The following is an 18178-nucleotide window of genomic DNA, read 5'->3' as shown; positions in this document are numbered from 1 at the left end:
CTGTGGGTGGCAAAATTCCCGGTTTCCAATTCAACGCATTCGGAAGCCGCGCCACCATGTTCACAGGCATCGTCCAGGCCACGGCAGGCATTGCCGCCATCCAAGACCGCGCAGGCCTGCGCACCTTCACGCTCGACTTTCCCCCAGGCTTCTGCCAGGACCTGGCCATCGGCGCCAGCGTCTCCACCGACGGCGTGTGCCTCACGGTGACCGAGATCCTGTCGCCCACGCAGGCCAACTTCGACGTGATGCTGCAAAGCCTGAACATCACCACGCTGGGCAGCTACGCCGAGGGCGACCGCGTGAACGTGGAGCGCGCGGCCAAGGACGGGGCCGAGATCGGCGGCCACCCGCTGTCGGGCCACGTGGACTTCACCGGCACGCTGGTGCAGCGCCGCGAGTTCGACAACAACCTGGTGTGGCGCGTGGCGGTGCCCGAGGCCTTTCGCCGCTATATCTTCGCCAAGGGCTACATCGCCATCCACGGCGCCAGCCTCACGGTGGCCGAGGTGAACCGGCCAGAGGGCTGGTTCGAAATCTGGATGATCCCCGAGACGCGCCGCGCCACCGTGTTCGAGGGCAAACGCGAGGGCGATGCGCTCAACATCGAGATCGAGCGCAGCACCCAGGTGGTGGTGGACACCGTGCGCGAGGCGGTGCAGGAAAGCCTGGGCCGCCTGCAGCCCGTGCTGGAAGCCTTGCTCAAGGAAAAGGGCCTGTCGCTCGACGACTTCGTGCAGGCGCCGGTGCTGAAGTGACGTGGTGAGGGTGAGGGCCTGCAGTGCAGGCCTGACGCCGCCGTGCTTCGCGTTGCGCCGTGTCGCAGTCAGGCCCCGGCGACATAGTCGAGAAAACCGGTCACTTTGCGCAGGCGGCCGTGTGCGTCGACCTCCGCCATATCCGTGCCGCGCGCCACGGGCTCTGCGCCATCGGCGGCCAGCGCCCACGAAAAGCGCACCACATCATGGTGCCCCTCGGGCGTGCCCAGCAGGGTGAAACGGTGACCCGCAAACCGCTGCTGCGCACCAGCGATCAATGCGGCCAGGCCATCGTGGCCCTGGCCTTCCATCATGGGGTCGCGGTACTGCACATCGCTGCTGAAAGTGCTGCGCACCAGATGGTCGCGCTGCGCGCCGTCGGTGGCGTTCCAGGCGGCGATGTAGCGCGCGGCCAGCTCGGGGGCAACCGTGGCGGCGGTGGGGATGGTCGTGGCGTGCTCCGGGGTTTCGACGGTGTTCATGGCAAGGCTCCTTTTGAGGGTGTGGATACAGGTGGGTCGGCCGCACAGGACATGCGCGTGCGGCCTGGGGTCATTGTTCAAAAGGGCGTGAACGGCGTCGATGACCCGGCAGGTCATGCACGTCCCTATCATTGAGGACCTGGCCATTGCTGACCACCGTGCCCTGATGCGCTCAACCCCACCTCACGTTCGCCCCCTCTCACTGCAGGACCTGCCCGGCCTGCTGGCGGTGCAGCTGGCCTGCTACGGCGAGGGCTTTGTGGAAAGCGGCGAGGTCTTTGCCCGCCGCCTGGCCAGCCCCGCCAACTGCTCGCTGGTGCTGGAGCGCGCGGGCGTGGTGTGTGCCTACCTGGCCGCCTACCGGTCGGTGCGGCACAAGGTGACGCCCCTGCACGGCAGCTTCGAGGCGGTGCCGCAGCCCGACACGCTCTACCTGCACGACATGGCCGTGCTGCCCGACTGCGCGGGCCAGGGCCTGGCCCGCGCCCTGCTGCAGCCGATGTGGGACGCAGCGCGGGCGCAGGGCCTGCAGCACACGGCGCTGGTGTCGGTGCAGGGCTCGCAAGGCTACTGGGAGCGCCAGGGCTACGCCGTGCAGCCGCTGGCCGATGCGGTGCAGCGCGCGCGGCTGGCCAGCTATGGCGAAGGCGCGGTGTACATGGTGCGAACGCTGTAGGCAACTGGCGCCAAGGCAGCGCTGCCGTGGCCCCTGCGCGACAGCAGCATGTGGCGTGCTACAGAGGCTATTGGCAGCACGTCATGCTGCCTCGTCATAATGCGCGCCATGCCCCACCGCTGGAAACCCAACGTCACCGTGGCCGCGCTCGTCGAGCGCGATGGCCGCTTTCTGCTGGTCGAGGAAGAGACCACGGACGGCCTCAAGCTCAACAACCCCGCGGGCCACCTGGACCCGGGCGAGTCGCCCATCCAGGCCTGCGCGCGCGAGGTGCTGGAGGAGACGGCCCACGACTTCGAGCCCACGGCCCTGATCGGCGTGTACCTGAACCGCTTCACCAAGACGCGCACCGGCGACGACATCACCTACATGCGCTTTGCGTTCGCGGGCACGCTGGGCACGCACCACGACTGGCGCGCGCTGGACACCGGCATCGTGCGCACGGTGTGGATGACGCCCGACGAGATCCGCGCCTGCCCGGAGCGCCACCGCAGCCCGCTGCTGCTGCGCTGCCTGGAGGACTACCTGGCGGGCCAGCGCTTTCCGCTGTCGCTGGTGCACACCGACATCTCGGTCACCGAGCCGGCGTCGCAGCAGGGCTAGGCCCGGGCCTTTCTGCAGGCCGCCCACAGGGCTGCTCTGTGGCTGGCCTGTGGAGCGCAGCGCTCACTCCGCCGTCAGCTTGCGCTCCTTGATGATGGTGGCCCACTGCGCGGACTCCTTCTTCATGAAGGCCGTGAGTTGGGCGCGCGTGGTGGGCTGGGGCGTGAGGCCGTGCTTGTTCAGCGCCTCTTTCACGCCCGCATCGTTGAGCACTTTCACGATCTCCTGGTTCCAGCGGTCCAGGATGGCAGGCGGCGTCTTGCCGGGCGCGACAAACGCATACCAGTTCAGCGCCTCGAAGCCGGGGTAGCCCGACTCCGCCACGGTGGGGATGTTCGGCAGGTACGCCGGGCGCGTGAGGCCCGTGGTGGCCAGGGGGATCAGCTTGCCCGTCTCCACATGCGGCATGGCCGTGGGCGGCGCGGCAAAGTACGAGGTGATGCGCCCGCCCAGCAGGTCCTGCAGGGCTGGAGCACCCCCTTTGTATGGAACGTGGGTCATGTCGATGCCCGCACGCTGGTTGAACAGCTCACCCGCCAGGTGCGACGCCGAGCCTGCACCGGTGGACGCAAAGTCCACGCTCCCTGGCTTCTTTTTTGACAGCTGCACAAACTCGGCTAGCGTCTTGGCGCCCGCGTCCTGGTGCACCACCAGCACGTTCGGAAAGTTCACCCCGCCCGACACCGCCGCCAGGTCCTTGAACGGGTCGTAGGTGAGCTTCATGAGGTGCGGCGCGATGGTCAGCGGCCCCACCGAGCCCAGCAGCAGCACGGTGCCATCGGGCACGGCATTGGCCACGAACTGGTGGGCGATGTTGCCGCCCGCCCCGCCCTTGTTGTCCACCACCACCGGCTGGCCGATGTTCTCGCCCAGCTTCTTGGCGATCAGGCGCGCGGCGGCGTCGGCCGCGCCGCCGGCGGCAAAGCCGACGACCAGGGTCACGGGCTTTTTGGGCGGAAAGTCCTGGGCATGGCTGGCGCCACCCAGCAGGAGGGCGGTGGCCGTGGCGAGGGCGTGCAGGGCAGCGCGTTTTTTCATGGTTGTCTCCTTCATCGTGGTGTTGTGGATTCGTGTTGTCGTGGGGGTGGCGCTCTGCGGACCCGTATGGCGTTTCGCCGCTGCAAGTCTCAATCGGCGCCCAGCCCGATGGGATGGGGCTGGCGCTTTTCCACCGCATGGCGCAGCAGCGCCGCGGTGCGGAAGATGCCGTGCGCGAACTTGCCGTAGGGCAGCGTGGCGAACAGGGCCATCACCGCGCCCAGGTGCAGGCACAGCATCAGCGCCAGGGCCGGCGTGCCGCGCGCGGCCCAGAGCAGCAGGCCGCTGGTCGCGGTGAGGAACAGCAGCGCAATGAAGCCCCGGTCCATGGGCTTTTGCGCGGCATCGCCCTGCGCGGGGTGGCGGCGCAGGTTCAGCCACCACAGGCCCGCGGTGCCTATGGCCAGGCTGACGCCGCCCACGCCGCCCAGCAGTTTGGGCAGGCTGGGCAGGTCGTACGGTGCGGCCTGGCCCAGCAGGTAGTGGTACAGCGTGGCCACGCTGGTGGCGGCAAAGCACAGCATGAAGCCGTAGAACGTGAGGTGGTGAAACCGCCGGCGCGACAGGGTGTACGCGTCGTCCTCGTTGTGGCAGCCCTCGCCGTGGCCGCCGTCCAGGTATTTCAGGCGCAGCACGGCATCGGTGGCCTCGGCCGTGGCGGGGGCGCTCAGCGGCGCACCGCTGGTGGCGGGCGTCACGTCGCGCCAGAAGCGGCGCACGCCCAGCGCCAGGGCCAGCGTGGCGAACAGGAACACCGGCGCGAACAGGCCCACCAGCAGGTTGTGCGGAAAGATGCCGTAGAAGCCGCCCTGGGGCGTGCTCCACAGCGCCGCCGCGCCCTGCCCGTGCAGCGCCACGGCCAGCACCAGGAACAGCGCCAGGCCTAATGCCAGCGCCAGCGACAGCGTGAGGCCGTTGCGCTGGTATAGCGCGCCCAGCGCCGGGGGCCACGCGTAGTCCGCATACGTCTGGCCGCGCACCTGCGCCATGGCCTGCGGGATGTTCACCGCAAATTCGTGCGGCGGCGCGTACTGGCAGGCGTGCAGGCAGGCGCCGCAGTTGTGGCACAGGTTGGCGATGAAGTGGATGTCGGCCTTCGGGAATTCGAGCCGGCGCGTCATGGCCGGGAACACGGCGCAAAAGCCTTCGCAGTAGCGGCAGGCGTTGCAGATCTGCAGCTGGCGCGCCACCTCGGCTTCGGCGCCCGACAAGGTCAGTGCAGGCACCACGTCGCCGTTGGCCAGCGCCCGGGCATCGCGTGTCAGGGCTTCAAGCGCTTGCATGGGGTACTCCTGTTTTTGTAGCTGGTCGCGCTGGGTGGGCAAGCGGTAGGCCCTGTTTTGATGCCAAAGCGGCCTGTGCGCCCGCGATGCGCCCGAAGGCCGTGCCGATGCTCATGCCCACTCCGGCCGTGTAGCCCTTGCCCAGCACGTTGCCGGCCATCATTTCGCCAGCGACGAACAGGTTGGGGCTGGGCGCATTGCCAAAGCGCACGGCGGCGGTGTCGTCGGTGTGCAGGCCCAGGTAGGTGAAGGTCACGCCGGGCCTGAGCGCATAGCCATAGAACGGCCCTTTATTGATGGATCGCGCCCAGTGGGTCTTGGCGGGCGCGATGCCCTGTGTGTGGCAGTCGTCCAGCGTGGTGTGGTCGAAGGTGCCCACGCGACAGGCAGCGTTGTAGGTATCGAGCGTGTGCATGAAGGTGTCCACGGGCAGGCCGAGCTTTGCGGCCAGCTCGGGCAGGGTGTCGGCCTTCACGCCCGGGAACACGGGTGGCATGAAGCGGCCAATGGCCTGGCTGTCGATGACCGAGTAGCCGATCTGCCCCGGCTGCTGCGCCACCAGGCGTCCCCAGATGGCATAACGCTTGGGCCAGAAGTCCTCGCCCTCGTCGTAGAAGCGCTCGCCCTCGCGGTTGACCACCACACCCAGCGACACGCAGTCGATGCGCGTGCAGATGCCGCCGTCGTACAGCGGCGCGCGCGCGTCGATGGCCACCATGTGGGCCTGCGTGGGGTCGCCGATGCGGTCCGCGCCGTGGTCGTCGAGCAGGTGCTTGAGCAGCACGCCCCGGTTGTAGGCCGTGCCGCGGATCAGGAAGTTGTCCGACGGCCACTCGCCGCGCTCGTTCTGGCCCCAGGCTTCGCGCAGCCATTCGCGGTTGGACTCGAACCCGCCGGCCGCGAGCACGCAGCTCCTGGCCGTGATGCGCTCGCCGCCTGCCAAGTGCGCTGCGACGAAGCGGCCGTTGTCGATATCGAGGCGCTCCACGGGCGACTCGTAGCGCACCTGCACGCCCAGCGCCTCGGCGCTGCGGTAGTAGGCATTGACCAGCGCCTTGCCGCCGCCCATGAAGAACGCGTTGGTGCGCGCCACATGCAGCGTGCCCGCCAGCGCGGGCTGAAAGTGCACACCGTGGCTGCGCATCCAGGGGCGGCAGGTGGCCGACGCGCGGATCACCAGGCGCGCTAGGTGCTCGTTGGTGAGGCCGCCGGTGACCTTGAGCAGGTCCTGCCAGAACTCCTCTTCGGGGTAGCTGCCGACCAGCACGTCCTGCGGCGCATCGTGCATGCAGCGCAGGTTGCGGGTGTGGGCCGAGTTGCCGCCGCGCCAGGCCCGCGGGGCCGATTCGAGCAGCAGCACGCTGGCGCCTGCCTCGCGCGCCATGAGTGCGGCGCACAGCGCGGCATTGCCGCCGCCGATGACCAGGACATCCACGCTCATGGCCGTGGGCCCGTGCGGGTGCGGTGGGTGCAGCCCCTGCTGCAGGCAGGCGTGGTGGAATGGGGTGTGGGGCCCATGGTGGTGTCTCCTGGCGGGGTCGCCGTGTCGTTCATCGTGTGACGGCGACTGTAGGGAGACGGCGGGCCGCCGTGCAGCGGGCTCAGGTCATGGGGGTATCACGGATCGAGATAGGTGGTGGCGGCGTCTGTGCAGGGCGACGTCTGCGGATTTGCGCGCGATGATCATTCCATCCCGTTCGGGCTGAGCCTGTCGAAGCCTTGCGCGGCGCTTCGGCAAGCCTGTCCTGATCCCGTCGAAGGGTTCAGCGTGAACGGGCTTTGCATGTCTGAAAGCACATGGACATCAGGCAGACGCCCCGGTGTCACCGATCCACGTCGTCCCGAACCACTGGCCGCTGGCGACCAGCTCGCGCACGCAGTCCGCCATGACCACGCGCGTGGCCAGCGCGGCGGGCGAGAGTTCTTCGTCCGGCAAACTGCACAGCAGGTTCACGCGGCGCGCGGGCGCGTCGGTCAGGCGCGCGCACTGAAAGCGCTCGGCCGCGTCCGGGTAGCGGCCCATGGCGGCCCAGGGCTGCACGGTGGAGCCCAGGCCCGCGTCCACGGCGGCCATCACCATGGCCAGCGAGTCCACCTCCAGCACCACGTGCGGCGCCACGCGGTCGCGCGCAAAGGCGGTGTCGAGCGTGCTGCGCAGGCCGTGCGGGCCGGTGGGCAGGATCAGCGGCTCGTCGCCCAGCTCGGCCACGGTCAGGGTGTCGGGCAAGGCGCGGCCGCCGGGGTTGCCAGGGCCTCGGCGCGCGCAGATGAGGAACAGGTCTTCTTCCAGCAGCGGCGCCATCTCCCAGCGCCGCGCGCCCGCGGCCTGCCGGGCCTGGTGCAGGCGGGTGTCGAACAGCACGGCCAGGTCCAGCTCGCGCGCGTTGAGCATGGCCGTGAGGTGGCCCGACATGCTCTCGACCATGTGCAGCCGCACGTCGGGGTAGCGCGTGCGCATGGCCTGCATCAGCGGCAGGCCCAGCACGCCCGCGGTGGTGGGCGCCAGCCCGACGGTGACGGTGCCCGACAGGCGTGCCTGCTGCGCGGCGCGCACGGCCTGGTCGGCATGGCGCAGGGTGAGCTGCGCCTCGCGGAAGAACGCCAGGCCCGCTTCGGTGGGCGTCACGCCGCGCGGCGTGCGCTGCAGCAGGCGCGTGGCCAGCTCGCCCTCCAGCCGGGTGATCTGCTGGCTGAGCGCGGACTGCACCACGTCCAGGTCCAGGGCGGCGCGGCTCATGGAGCCACGCTCCACCACGCGCACGAAATAGCGCAGTTGTCTCAGTTCCATCGCAGGGCCTCGTGGGCGAATGCCATCACGGTGTGTGATGGGGCGGATGTTCGCACACTCGGGCGGCGCTGATTTTGGGGAAAAAGCGGGCCCTACCGCTTGATAGAAAAGCGCTGGTAGCTACTGTTTTTGTAGCGTGGTGCCGTCAGGGAAAGAAACGACGGCGCGCGGGTGCCATGCCGCCCGCATGGGCCAGAAAAGAAGCAGGCTGCGCAGCCCCACCAGACGCTGCGCAGCCGGACCTGGCGACCTCAGAAGCTGTGCATCACACCGGCAGACACGCCGCTGGCCGTGCGCTTGTTGGCCGCGCCCTGAAAGCCATTGCGCCAGCGCGTGTGGTCCAGCTCGGCGTACACCCGGGTGCGGCGCGACAGCTTGTATTCGGCAAACGCGACCATGCGGCCGTAGCCATCGTCGGCCGAGCCGGTGCGCTCGCGGTCCACCTTGTAGTAGGTGGCGGTCAGGTCCAGCAGCGGCAGGGCCGCCCAGGTGGCACCGGCCGAGAGCACGCGCTGCTCGGTGTGCGTGGCCGCACCGGTCTGCGCCTTGCTGCGCCCGGCGTTGGCCGCCAGGCGCACGGTGCCCCACTGGTAGGCCGCGCCCAGCGTCGCGCCGTCCAGCGAGCGCAGGTTGGCGTCCTTGAAGTTCTGGACCGCGCCCGACACGGTGAAACCGCCATCCGCATAGGCCAGGCCCACGCCGCGCGAGGACAACGGTGAGGTCTGCGATGCCACTTCGCCCAGGCCCAGCATGGCCCGAGCGGTGAAGCCGCCAAAACGGCCGGTGTACTTGATGGAGTTGTCCAGCCGGTACGAGCCCGAGTTGGCGCCCGCGCTGCCGTACTCGATGCCCAGGCCGTGCTGGCTGAGCGCGGTCACGCCGATGTTGGGGTTGAAGCTGGCAAAGCGCATGGCCAGCGGGTCCACGGGCGATATGGCGTCGGCCAGCGTGGTCGTCTGCCGCCCCAGCGCCACCGTGCCCCACCCGCCCTGCAGGCCCACCCACGAGGCGCGGTCGAAGTACTTGCTGCTGTTGGCGGGCGCGCCGGTGTCGGCGTTGAGGCCGCTTTCCAGGTTGAACAGCGCACGCAGGCCGCCGCCCAGGTCTTCGGTACCCCGCACGCCCCAGCGGCTGGTGGTGTGGATGCCGCTGCCCAGGCTGCGGCTCGACCCCGGCGCAGGCGCGTTGGCGGCCGAGAGGCCGCTGGCCTGGCGCACGCCCAGGTCCACCACGCCGTAGAGCGTGAGCGCGGAGGATGGGGTGGAGGCTGCAGGCGTCGTCTGGGCGAAGGCGGGCGCGCACGCCAGCAGGGCGCAGAGTGTGAAGGGCGCGGACAAAGCGTACGGCGCCCTAGTCGTTGTTGTCATGGTGTCTCCTCGGATCGGTGTGTTCTTTTGGGGGCGGGGTCAATCGGCAGTCAGCTGGGCCTTTTGCACCACGCCGCGCCACTTGGCGAGCTCCTGGCGCACGGTCATGGCCAGCGCTTCGGGCGTGCTGCTGTCCACCACGGCGCCCTGCTCCTCGATGCGGCGCGCGACGTCCTTGTCGGCCAGGGCGGCGTTGAGCGTCTTGTTGAGCTGCTCCACCACCGCCTTCGAAGTCTTGGCCGGGGCGAACAGCGCGTACCACTGCGTGATCTCCACGCCCTTGATACCCGCCTCCTCCATCGTGGGCACGTCGGGCATCAGCGACGAGCGCTTGGGGCCGGCCAGGGCCAGCGCGCGCAGCTTGCCGTTCTTCACATGCGAAGAGGCCGAGAACAGGCTGGGGAACATGACCTGCGTCTGGTTGGCCATGGTGTCGTTCATCGCCGGGGCCGAGCCGCGGTAGGGCACGTGCGCCATCTGCGCGCCGCTTTCGAGCTTGAACATCTCGGCCGAGAAGTGCGGCGCGGTGCCGTTGCCGGCCGATGCATAGTTGTAGGCGGTGGGGTTCGCCTTGGTCAGCGCCACGAACTCGGCCACCGTCTTGGCGGGCACCTTGGGGTTGATCACCATCAGCGTGGGCGAGTAGCAGACCATGCCGATGGGCTCGAACTGGGTGATGGGGTCGTAGCGCAACTTTTGCAGCGCGGGGCTCATGCCGTGCGTGCCGATGTAGCCGAACAGGATGGTGTGGCCGTCGGGCGCGGCGCGGGCCACGAACTCCGCCGCGATGGCGCCGTTGGCGCCCGCCTTGTTCTCCACGATCACCGACTGGCCCAGCAGCTGGGACATCTTCTGGGCCACCACGCGGGCCATGCCGTCGTTGCCGCCGCCCGCCGCGGTGGGCACTACCAGGGTGATCGAGCGCTCGGGAAAGGCGGCGTGCGCGGCCAGCGGCGTGCCGGCTGCGAGGGTGGCCAGGGCCAGCCCGGCGGCCAGCGTGCGCCGGCGTGAAAGGGGTGCAGAGGGCTGTGTGGGTGCAGTGTGGCGAGTCATGTCTTGTCTCCTGGGATGTAGGTATGGAAAAGCGGAAAGCGGAAAGCGGAAAGCGGAAGGGTTGAGGGTTGAAGAAGGGCGGCGCGGGACGTGCCCGCGGTACGCCGCGTTGCGTATCGATATGCCCGCCGTACGGCAGTACGGTCTCGGGGGGGGGGGGAGCCGGGGGGCGTCAGTCGTGCGGCTCCAGCGTGTGGTGCGCCACGAACAGCGTGCCCTCCAGGATCTTTCGGGCCGTTCGCACCAGGGCGGCCTGCACCAGCGTGCAGTGGCCGTCCACCAGCGCGAGCTCCACGTCCACGTGGATGCGCCCGGCCGGGTGCAGCACCTCCACCCTGCGCGTGCCGGCGCTGGGCGCGGTGCGGGTGTCGGTGGCCACGGTGCCGGGCAGCACCATGGCGGCGGCCACACCGATGGCACCGGTCACTGCGTGCGAGCGGTGGCAGCGCCGGGGCGTGAAGTAGCGCGAGGTGATGCTGCCGGGGGCGGTGCCTTCGGAGACGATCACCGGCTTGGGCAGCACGCTGTCCGACACATCGCCCATGCCCATGCGCAGCCCCGCTTCGCAGCGCAGCGCTTCGAGCCGGGCCAGCAGGGCGGTGTCGGCATCGAGCTCTGCAGGCGTTTCATCGCCGCGCAGGCCCAGGTCGGCGGCGCGCACCAGCACCATCACCTGGGCGGCGTCGATGCAGGTCACTGGCAGGCCGTGGATGGTGTCGATGCGCTGGCCGGTCGGAAAGATCTGGCCCGTGACGGCGCCCCAGGCATCGAGGAAGTTCATCAGCACCGGGGCGGCCGTGCCCTGCACGCCGTCGATGTGCACGTCGCCTTCGTAGTGCACCCGGCCGCCGCGCGTCTGCACCTGCACGTCGATGCGCGAGCGGGTGTTCACGTTGTAAACCCGCACCCGCGTCACGTCGCCGGTGGTGCTGGCGGGCACCAGGCCTTGCTCGATGGCAAAGGGCCCCACGCCGGCAAGCATGTTGCCGCAGTTGGGGCGGGTGTCCACGCGGGCCTCGTCCACGCTGACCTGGGCGAAGAGGTAGTCCACATCGCAGTCGGAGTGCACCGACCGCGAGACGATGGCCACCTTGCTGGTCAGCGAGTTGCCGCCGCCCAGGCCGTCGATCTGCAGCTCGTGCGGCGAGCCCAGGGCCGCTATCAGCGTGCGGTCACGCTGGGCGGTGTTCTGCGGCAGCCAGTCGGCCAGGAAGAAAGGGCCCCGGGAGGTGCCGCCGCGCATCAGAACGCAAGGAAGGTTGTAGCTCATGGGTCCGCATGGTGCGGCGCCGCGACTTGTTTGTGAATTGCATTGTTGGCAACGATTGATGCATGCTGTGCAATAGATGCCGCGTCCTTTTACGTGCTGAAATGGCATCTGTAAATTGCAATGTTGCGAAGCATTGATGCACACGGAGCAATGGTTTCGGGCACACAGAACGCGTCCACTGCACCTCTTTCCATTACCGCCAGAACGCCCAGTACCGCAGGACCGCCATGAACCAGAAATTCGATCTCGCCGACATCCAGGCCTTTGCCGCCGTGGCCGAGCTGCAGAGCTTTCGGGCCGCGGCCGAATCCATCCACCTGTCGCAGCCCGCCTTCAGCCGCCGCATCGACAAGCTGGAGGAGGCGCTGGGTGTGCGCCTGCTCGACCGCACCACGCGCCGCGTGACGCTCACGGCCGTGGGCCGCGACTTCGCGCGCAAGACGCGCGTGTGGCTCGACGACCTGGACGGCATGCTCATGGGCCTGGGCGACGTGGCGGCGCGGCGCATGGGCGAGGTGACCATTGCCTGCGTGCCGTCGGCCGTGTATTACTTTCTGCCGCAGGTGGTCAAGCGCTACCACGAGCGGTTTCCGAAGATCCGCGTCAAGGTGCACGACGCCAGCGCCAACGAGGTGCTGGTGGCCGTGGCGCAGGGCGATGCGGATTTCGGTCTCAACTTCATCGGCAGCCAGGAGGCCGAGATCGAGTTCAAGCCGGTGCTGGCCGAGCGCTTCGTGGCCGCCTGCCGGCGCGACCATGTGCTGGCGCGGCGCAAGAAGGTCACCTGGGCGGAGCTGGGCCAGCACGACTTCATGTCGGTGGGCAAGACCTCGGGCAATCGCCTGCTGATGGACCTGGCGCTGGCCAACGTGCCCGACCGGCCGCAGTGTTTGTACGAGGCCAAACACGTGACCACGCTGCTCGGCCTGGTCGAGGCGGGCCTGGGCGTGGCGGCGGTGCCCAGCCTGGCGATGCCGGGCAAGGACCACCCCACGCTGGTCAGCATTCCGCTGGTGGACCCGGTGGTCACGCGGCAGATGGGGCTCATCAAGCGCCGGGGGCGGTCGCTGTCTCCGGCGGCCCAGCAGCTCTATGACCTGCTGGTGGCTACGCGTACTGCGCGCCCGCGCAGCGCCCAGGCGTCGGCAAAAATACAATCGCAGGGATGACAGCATCCCCCAAGCAGCGCGTCGTCGTCGGCCTCTCCGGCGGCGTGGACTCCGCCGTGACCGCCCACCTGCTCAAACAGCAGGGCCATGAGGTGGTCGGCATTTTCATGAAGAACTGGGAAGACGATGACGACAGCGAGTTCTGCTCGTCCAACATCGACTTCGTGGACGCGGCCGCCGTGGCCGATGTGATCGGCATCGAAATCGAGCATGTGAACTTCGCGGCCGACTACAAGGACCGCGTGTTCGCCGAGTTCCTGCGCGAGTACCAGGCCGGCCGCACGCCCAACCCCGATGTGCTGTGCAACGCAGAGATCAAGTTCAAGGCCTTCCTCGACCACGCCATGCGCCTGGGCGCCGAGAAGATCGCCACCGGCCACTACGCCCGCGTGCGCCAGAACGAGTCATCTGGCCTGTTCGAGCTGCTCAAGGGGCTGGACCCCTCCAAGGACCAGAGCTACTTCCTGCACCGCCTGAACCAGGCGCAGTTGTCCAAGACGCTGTTCCCGGTGGGCGAGCTGCACAAGACCGAAGTGCGCCGCATCGCCGAGGAGATCGGCCTGCCCAACGCCAAGAAGAAGGATTCCACCGGCATCTGCTTCATCGGCGAGCGGCCGTTTCGCGAGTTCTTGAACCGCTACATCAGCCATGCGCCCGGCCCGATCCAGGACGACCGGGGCCGCACGCTGGGCAAGCACGTGGGCCTGAGTTTCTACACGCTGGGCCAGCGCCAGGGCCTGGGCATTGGCGGCATCAAGGAAAAAGGCGCCCAGCGCGGCGGCGGCGAGCACGAGCCCTGGTTCGTGGCCCGCAAGGACCTGGCCAAGAACACCCTGCGCGTGGTGCAGGGGCATGACCACCCCTGGCTTCTGTCGCACCAGCTGTCCGCCCAGGACGTGAGCTGGACAGCGGGGCACGCACCCACCCCCGGCGCCTACGCTGCCAAGACCCGCTACCGCCAGCAGGACGCAGCCTGCGGTTTGAGCGTGAACAGCGCTGCCGCGCAGGGGTTCGAACTGCGGTTCGAGGACGCCCAGTGGGCTGTGACTCCCGGTCAGAGCGCCGTGCTGTACGACGGCGAGGTGTGCTTGGGCGGCGGGGTGATAGCGGGCGCGTCGGACTGAAACATCTGCATACTGCGGGCGATGTAGAAAACTATTAAATTTGATAGTCAATAGTTTTTACATATTTTCGTGTGGTTTGGTACCTACAAACCCGCCAAGGTTGACGGCAGTTCGCACAAGTTAACCTTTGGATGCGTGCCAAAAAGCACATTCCACTGTGCAGGCTTCTAGAATTCCGGGACGTGTTTGAAACCATGTGTATCAATCACAAGTTCTGGTTAACCCTTAGTTGATCAATCCCCGCGCTGGCGTCCCGCTGGCCCGATGCTCTGCCTGCGCCATGTCCTTTACCGCCGTTTCCGCCCCCAGTCCCGAGATCGCCCAGCATCTGGCCGCGCAGCAATGCGCCGTGCAGTGGAGGGGGTTTTTGCAGGCGCTCACTGATGAATTCGCGTCGTCGCTGTCGCCGGAAGACTTGCACGCGCTGATGCTCCGTGTGGGTACGCGCTTTGCGGCGGCGAACCCGCTGGCGCCGTCGGCCACGCTGGAAGAACTGCAGCGCAGCATGACGGCCGTGTGGGAGCGGATCGATTGGGGCTGGGTGCAGCTTTCGCAAGAAACTGCGCGCTTGAACATCCAACACAGCCTTTCGCCCGTATCTGCTGCATTTGGGGTAAACCACGTCCAATGGTCGGGCGGGTTTCTGGAGGGGGTGTACCAGAGCTGGCTGGAGCAGGCCGGCTCCGGGTCGCTGCGTGTGGTGCAGGTGGCTCCGGCAGACGCCTGGGGCTGCGTGCAGTTCCAGCTGGCGCGCTGACCCTCTCGTCCACCCGGCATGTACAACGGATTGACGGTGATTGACTTATGAAGCCCTCCGACGACGTCGTGAACCTTTTCCAGCAGTTCGGTGCCAAGCCAGGGCGCTACCAGGAACTGGCCCGCCAGCAAGAGCACCAGCAGTCGCGCGACCGCTGGCCGCTGGTAACGGCCATCCAGGGCGCTGTGGCCGGGGACATCCCGTCCGTGGTGCGCCGCGGTGACGGTGTGCCCGCGGACGCGCCCGCGCCCGCCGCCCGGCAAGACGCCCCGCAGCCAGCCGCCGCTGAGCGGCCCGAGCCTGCCGTGTGGGTGCAGCGTGCGCCGGCACCTTCACTGTCGCCTTCGCCCGTAGCGGCACCTGCACCTGTCTTTGCACCCGCCCCTGCTCCGTTGGCGGCTGCCCATGTGGCCCCCGCCATCACCGCTGCTCCCCAGGAACCCACGGCACCCGTGGCGCCTTTCACCTCTTTCAACGCGCGCCCCTCGTTGGCTGCTGCCGTCCCCACGGCGACCGCAGTGTTCGCGGCGCCTGTGGCTTCCGCTGCACCGGCCCCCGCCTACCGCGCCGCAGCCCCTGTGGCGCCAGCTCCGGTAGCCGCGGCTGCGCCTTCGCTGGCATCGCGCTCGCCGCTGGCGGGCCTGGCCGGCCTGCGCTCGTCCACGCCAGCCGCCGAGCCCGCGGCGCCAGACTCCGGCGCACTGCCTTCCGACCTGCCCTCGGTGTTTGCCCGCCTGGCAGGACCCGCCGCAGCTGCACCAGCTCCAGAGCCTGCTGCCCCGGTATGGCAACCGCGCCGAGGCCCGTACCCATGAAGGTGATTGCTATCGTTTCTGCCAAGGGCGGTGTCGGCAAGACCACGCTGACGGCCAACCTGGCCACGGCCCTGCAAGCCCAGGGCGTGGGTACGCTCCTGGTGGTGGACATGGACCCGCAGAACGCGCTGGGCCTGCATTTCGGCGCCGACCCGCGCGCGCTGGGCGGAGTGTCCCGCGCCAGCCTGGAGGGTGAGCACTGGGGCGCCGTGTGCGTGCGCAGCCTGTCGGGCGTGAACGTGCTGCCCTTCGGCATCGTGAACGAGTCGGACCGGGTGGCCTTCGAGCGGCACCTGGACGCCCACCCGACTTGGCTGGTCGAGCAACTGCAGCGCCTGGAGCTGCCGGCCGATGCCGTGGTGCTGATCGACACGCCGCCCGGCCCGTCGGTGTACATGCAGCAGGCGCTGTCGGCAGCGCAGGCCGTGGTGATCGTCAGCCTGCCCGACGCGGCCTCCTATGCGGCCCTGGCGCTCATGCAGCGGCTGGTGAGCACCTACTGCACGCCCCGCCCCGATTTCGACGATGCGCTCTATGTGGTCAATCAGGTCGACAGCGCGCGCCAGCTGGCCAAGGACATCACGCGCGTCATGCAGGACGGCCTGGGCGAGCGGTTGGTGGGTGTGATCCATGAAGACCAGGCGGTGCGCGAAGCACTCGCCTACGACCAGAGCGTGCTGCAGTACGACGCCCACGGGCAGGCCGCAGACGATCTGCGCAAATGCGCCCGGGTGCTGGCCGAGCGTCTGCGCCTGCCGATGCTGCCGGGAGCAACGCGATGAGCGTCGACCAGCGCCCCCAGGCGGACGAAGTCGCCGACGCCGATTCGCACAGCCCCCAGGCGCACTGGCGCACGGTGGTGCATGCCATCACGGCTTGGGAGATCTGGACGCATCCCCTGGCGCGAGTGGCGGCGGTGGTGTTCAGTGCGCTGCTGATGGGCCTCGTTATCAGCGTGCCGCTGGACCTGCAGGGGCAGGTGCTGTTCTCGCTGGGCTCGTTCGGCGCCGCGCTGCTGCTGAGCAAGACCCCGGGGCGGCTGTCGACGCTGGCGATGATCGTGCTGTCGATCTCGGCCTCGTCGCGCTACATCTACTGGCGCTTCACCGACACCATCGGCTTCACCAACTGGGTGGACGCCGCCTTCGGCTACGGCCTGGTGCTGGCCGAGCTGTACGCGTTCGCCGTGCTGCTCATCGGCTACCTGCAGACCGCCTGGCCGCTGCAGCGCCGCCCGGTGCCCATGCCCGCGGACGTGAGCACCTGGCCCAGCGTGGACGTTTTCATCCCCAGCTACAACGAGCCGCTGGAAGTGGTGCGCCAGACGGTGTTCTCGGCCATGAGCCTCGACTGGCCCCAGGACCGCCTGCACGTGTACGTGCTGGACGACGGCCGCCGCCCGGACTTTCGCGAGTTCTGCGAAGAGCTGGGCGTGGGCTACATCATCCGCGACAACAACCACCACGCCAAGGCGGGCAACATCAACGCGGCGCTCAAGGTCACGAGCTCCGAATACATCGCCATCTTCGACTGCGACCACATCCCGACGCGCTCGTTCCTGCAGGTCTGCATGGGCTGGTTCTTCAAGGACACCAACCTGGTGATGCTGCAGACGCCGCACGTGTTCTTCTCGCCCGACCCGTTCGAGCGCAACCTGGACACCTTTCACCGCATGCCCAACGAGGGCGAGCTGTTCTACGGCATCGTGCAGGACGGCAACGACCTGTGGAACGCCTCGTTCTTCTGCGGCTCCTGCGCCATCATCCGCCGCAAGGAGCTGCTGGAGGTGGGCGGCATTGCGGTGGAGACCGTGACCGAAGACGCGCACACCGCGCTCAAGCTGGCGCGCCTGGGCTACAACACCGCCTACCTCGAAGTGCCGCAGGCCGCGGGCCTGGCCACCGAGAGCCTGTCCGGCCACGTGGGCCAGCGCATCCGCTGGGCGCGCGGCATGGCGCAGATCGCGCGTACCGACAACCCGCTGTTTGGCAAGGGGCTCAAGTTCGGCCAGCGGCTGTGCTACCTGAACGCGATGCTGCACTTCTTCTACGGGCTGCCGCGCCTGGTGTTCCTGACGGCGCCTCTCGCGTACCTGTTCTTCGACGCGCATGTGTTCCAGGCCACCGCGCTCATGATCACTGCCTACGCGCTGCCCCACCTGGCGCATGCCAGCGTCACCAACTCCCGCATCCAGGGCCGCTTTCGGCACTCGTTCTGGAACGAGGTGTACGAGTCCGTGCTGGCCTGGTACATCATGCGCCCGGTGATCGTGGCCTTCATCAACCCCAAGCTGGGCAAGTTCAACGTAACGGCCAAGGGCGGCGTGATCGAAAAGGCCTACTTCGACTGGACCATCGCGCGGCCTTATGTGGTGCTGCTGCTGGTCAACCTGGTGGGCATCGCGGTGGGCATCTGGAAGCTGTTCTCCGCGGACGGTGACGAGACCACGACGCTGGTCATCAACATGGTCTGGACGGTCTACAACATCATCTTGCTGGGCGCGAGCGTGGCGGTGGCCAGCGAAACGCGTCAGATCCGCGGCACGCCGCGCGTGGCGGCAGCCCTGCCGGCCGTGATCCGCTTTGAAAATGGCCGCACCCTGGTGTGCAAGACCGAAGACTTCTCCCAGCATGGCCTGGGGCTCACGGTGCCGCCCGAGAGCGACATCCCCATGGGCAGCAAGCTGTCGGTGTCGCTGTTCCGCTCCGACGAGGAAGGTGTCTTCCCCGCGGTCGTCACCTTCAACGGCAAAGGCCGCCTGGGCGTGAAGTTCGACAACCTCACCCTGCCCCAGCAGGCAGAGCTCGCATCGCTGACGTTTGCGCGTGCCGATGCCTGGATCGCCACCTGGGGCACCGGCCAGCGCGACAAGCCGCTGCGCTCGCTGGGGAGCGTGATCACCATCGGGCTGCGCGGCATGGGGCAGCTGGCCTCCACCGCTGTCAAGTCGCTCAAGCCCCGATAGGCGCCCCGTTTTCTGTATCCGAAGATTCCA

At 68.4% G+C, this 18178-nt stretch carries 17 protein-coding genes; 9 read left to right on the top strand and 8 right to left on the bottom strand.

Features of this window, described 5'->3' with window-relative positions; all coding sequences use genetic code 11:
- Window positions 1-56: 56 nt before the first annotated feature.
- Window positions 57-758 carry a riboflavin synthase gene (locus ACSQ3N_RS25935; protein ID WP_056410973.1) on the top strand — a complete coding sequence of 234 codons (702 nt, stop codon included), beginning with the start codon at window positions 57-59 and terminating at the stop codon, window positions 756-758.
- Window positions 759-826: 68 nt separating this feature from the next.
- On the opposite strand, the gene ACSQ3N_RS25930 is transcribed toward ACSQ3N_RS25935, so the two are convergent.
- Complete coding sequence (locus tag ACSQ3N_RS25930) at window positions 827-1240, bottom strand: nuclear transport factor 2 family protein (protein ID WP_156370415.1); 414 nt, start codon at window positions 1238-1240, stop codon at window positions 827-829.
- A gap of 166 nt (window positions 1241-1406) precedes the next feature.
- On the opposite strand from ACSQ3N_RS25930, the gene ACSQ3N_RS25925 reads away from it, so the two are divergent.
- Together ACSQ3N_RS25925 and ACSQ3N_RS25920 are read left to right on the top strand one after the other, a co-directional pair.
- Window positions 1407-1916: a GNAT family N-acetyltransferase gene (locus tag ACSQ3N_RS25925; RefSeq protein WP_436148013.1), complete on the top strand. Its 510-nt coding sequence runs from the start codon at window positions 1407-1409 to the stop codon at window positions 1914-1916.
- A 108-nt stretch (window positions 1917-2024) separates the two neighbouring features.
- The gene (locus tag ACSQ3N_RS25920) at window positions 2025-2519 is read left to right on the top strand and encodes an NUDIX hydrolase (RefSeq protein WP_436128019.1); all 495 of its coding nucleotides are present in this window, start codon (window positions 2025-2027) and stop codon (window positions 2517-2519) included.
- Window positions 2520-2582: 63 nt separating this feature from the next.
- On the opposite strand, the gene ACSQ3N_RS25915 is transcribed toward ACSQ3N_RS25920, so the two are convergent.
- The 7 genes from ACSQ3N_RS25915 to ACSQ3N_RS25885 all read right to left on the bottom strand — a co-directional run bounded on the left by ACSQ3N_RS25915 (window position 2583) and on the right by ACSQ3N_RS25885 (window position 11318).
- Window positions 2583-3557, bottom strand: coding sequence for a Bug family tripartite tricarboxylate transporter substrate binding protein (locus ACSQ3N_RS25915; protein WP_436147852.1), 975 nt, complete (start codon window positions 3555-3557; stop codon window positions 2583-2585).
- 89 nt (window positions 3558-3646) lie between these two features.
- Complete coding sequence (tcuB, locus tag ACSQ3N_RS25910; protein WP_436147851.1) at window positions 3647-4840, bottom strand: tricarballylate utilization 4Fe-4S protein TcuB; 1194 nt, start codon at window positions 4838-4840, stop codon at window positions 3647-3649.
- The gene (tcuA, locus tag ACSQ3N_RS25905; protein ID WP_436147850.1) at window positions 4827-6281 is read right to left on the bottom strand and encodes an FAD-dependent tricarballylate dehydrogenase TcuA; all 1455 of its coding nucleotides are present in this window, start codon (window positions 6279-6281) and stop codon (window positions 4827-4829) included. The genes tcuB and tcuA overlap by 14 nt, the downstream gene beginning before the upstream one ends.
- A gap of 363 nt (window positions 6282-6644) precedes the next feature.
- A complete protein-coding gene (locus ACSQ3N_RS25900; protein WP_436147849.1) occupies window positions 6645-7628 on the bottom strand; it encodes a LysR family transcriptional regulator in 984 nt (327 codons plus the stop codon).
- A gap of 251 nt (window positions 7629-7879) precedes the next feature.
- The gene (locus ACSQ3N_RS25895; RefSeq protein WP_436147848.1) at window positions 7880-8995 is read right to left on the bottom strand and encodes a porin; all 1116 of its coding nucleotides are present in this window, start codon (window positions 8993-8995) and stop codon (window positions 7880-7882) included.
- 39 nt (window positions 8996-9034) lie between these two features.
- The gene (locus ACSQ3N_RS25890) at window positions 9035-10048 is read right to left on the bottom strand and encodes a Bug family tripartite tricarboxylate transporter substrate binding protein (protein WP_436147847.1); all 1014 of its coding nucleotides are present in this window, start codon (window positions 10046-10048) and stop codon (window positions 9035-9037) included.
- Window positions 10049-10220: 172 nt separating this feature from the next.
- Window positions 10221-11318: a 4-oxalomesaconate tautomerase gene (locus ACSQ3N_RS25885; protein ID WP_436147846.1), complete on the bottom strand. Its 1098-nt coding sequence runs from the start codon at window positions 11316-11318 to the stop codon at window positions 10221-10223.
- A 227-nt stretch (window positions 11319-11545) separates the two neighbouring features.
- Between ACSQ3N_RS25885 and ACSQ3N_RS25880 the strand changes: the two genes are divergently transcribed.
- The 6 genes from ACSQ3N_RS25880 to bcsA all read left to right on the top strand — a co-directional run bounded on the left by ACSQ3N_RS25880 (window position 11546) and on the right by bcsA (window position 18148).
- Entirely contained in the window at window positions 11546-12487 is a 942-nt protein-coding gene (locus ACSQ3N_RS25880) for a LysR family transcriptional regulator (RefSeq protein ID WP_436147845.1), read from the top strand.
- Window positions 12484-13611, top strand: coding sequence for a tRNA 2-thiouridine(34) synthase MnmA (gene mnmA / locus ACSQ3N_RS25875; RefSeq protein WP_436147844.1), 1128 nt, complete (start codon window positions 12484-12486; stop codon window positions 13609-13611). The genes ACSQ3N_RS25880 and mnmA overlap by 4 nt, the downstream gene beginning before the upstream one ends.
- A 280-nt stretch (window positions 13612-13891) precedes the next feature.
- A complete protein-coding gene (gene bcsD, locus ACSQ3N_RS25870) occupies window positions 13892-14368 on the top strand; it encodes a cellulose biosynthesis protein BcsD (protein ID WP_436147843.1) in 477 nt (158 codons plus the stop codon).
- Between the two features lie 47 nt (window positions 14369-14415).
- A complete protein-coding gene (gene bcsP, locus ACSQ3N_RS25865; RefSeq protein ID WP_436147842.1) occupies window positions 14416-15183 on the top strand; it encodes a cellulose biosynthesis protein BcsP in 768 nt (255 codons plus the stop codon).
- The gene (bcsQ, locus tag ACSQ3N_RS25860) at window positions 15180-15965 is read left to right on the top strand and encodes a cellulose biosynthesis protein BcsQ (protein WP_056171371.1); all 786 of its coding nucleotides are present in this window, start codon (window positions 15180-15182) and stop codon (window positions 15963-15965) included. Before bcsP ends, bcsQ begins: the two co-directional genes overlap by 4 nt.
- Window positions 15962-18148: a UDP-forming cellulose synthase catalytic subunit gene (gene bcsA / locus ACSQ3N_RS25855; RefSeq protein ID WP_436147841.1), complete on the top strand. Its 2187-nt coding sequence runs from the start codon at window positions 15962-15964 to the stop codon at window positions 18146-18148. Before bcsQ ends, bcsA begins: the two co-directional genes overlap by 4 nt.
- Window positions 18149-18178 lie beyond the last annotated feature (30 nt).

It is taken from the genome of Acidovorax sp. LjRoot194 (genome assembly GCF_964253015.1).
Taxonomy (GTDB): domain Bacteria; phylum Pseudomonadota; class Gammaproteobacteria; order Burkholderiales; family Burkholderiaceae_C; genus Acidovorax.
This window is presented reverse-complemented; position numbering and strand designations above follow the sequence as displayed.

Excerpts from the sequence above, each read along its gene's own strand:
- tcuB (WP_436147851.1), bottom strand. The coding sequence starts at position 4,840 with ATGCAAGCGCTTGAAGCCCTGACACGCGATGCCCGGGCGCTGGCCAAC.
- ACSQ3N_RS25915 (WP_436147852.1), bottom strand. The coding sequence starts at position 3,557 with ATGAAAAAACGCGCTGCCCTGCACGCCCTCGCCACGGCCACCGCCCTC.
- ACSQ3N_RS25935 (WP_056410973.1), top strand. The coding sequence starts at position 57 with ATGTTCACAGGCATCGTCCAGGCCACGGCAGGCATTGCCGCCATCCAA.
- ACSQ3N_RS25895 (WP_436147848.1), bottom strand. The coding sequence starts at position 8,995 with ATGACAACAACGACTAGGGCGCCGTACGCTTTGTCCGCGCCCTTCACA.
- bcsA (WP_436147841.1), top strand. The coding sequence starts at position 15,962 with ATGAGCGTCGACCAGCGCCCCCAGGCGGACGAAGTCGCCGACGCCGAT.
- ACSQ3N_RS25925 (WP_436148013.1), top strand. The coding sequence starts at position 1,407 with ATGCGCTCAACCCCACCTCACGTTCGCCCCCTCTCACTGCAGGACCTG.
- ACSQ3N_RS25920 (WP_436128019.1), top strand. The coding sequence starts at position 2,025 with ATGCCCCACCGCTGGAAACCCAACGTCACCGTGGCCGCGCTCGTCGAG.
- mnmA (WP_436147844.1), top strand. The coding sequence starts at position 12,484 with ATGACAGCATCCCCCAAGCAGCGCGTCGTCGTCGGCCTCTCCGGCGGC.
- tcuA (WP_436147850.1), bottom strand. The coding sequence starts at position 6,281 with ATGAGCGTGGATGTCCTGGTCATCGGCGGCGGCAATGCCGCGCTGTGC.
- bcsP (WP_436147842.1), top strand. The coding sequence starts at position 14,416 with ATGAAGCCCTCCGACGACGTCGTGAACCTTTTCCAGCAGTTCGGTGCC.
- bcsD (WP_436147843.1), top strand. The coding sequence starts at position 13,892 with ATGTCCTTTACCGCCGTTTCCGCCCCCAGTCCCGAGATCGCCCAGCAT.
- ACSQ3N_RS25930 (WP_156370415.1), bottom strand. The coding sequence starts at position 1,240 with ATGAACACCGTCGAAACCCCGGAGCACGCCACGACCATCCCCACCGCC.
- bcsQ (WP_056171371.1), top strand. The coding sequence starts at position 15,180 with ATGAAGGTGATTGCTATCGTTTCTGCCAAGGGCGGTGTCGGCAAGACC.
- ACSQ3N_RS25880 (WP_436147845.1), top strand. The coding sequence starts at position 11,546 with ATGAACCAGAAATTCGATCTCGCCGACATCCAGGCCTTTGCCGCCGTG.
- ACSQ3N_RS25885 (WP_436147846.1), bottom strand. The coding sequence starts at position 11,318 with ATGAGCTACAACCTTCCTTGCGTTCTGATGCGCGGCGGCACCTCCCGG.
- ACSQ3N_RS25890 (WP_436147847.1), bottom strand. The coding sequence starts at position 10,048 with ATGACTCGCCACACTGCACCCACACAGCCCTCTGCACCCCTTTCACGC.
- ACSQ3N_RS25900 (WP_436147849.1), bottom strand. The coding sequence starts at position 7,628 with ATGGAACTGAGACAACTGCGCTATTTCGTGCGCGTGGTGGAGCGTGGC.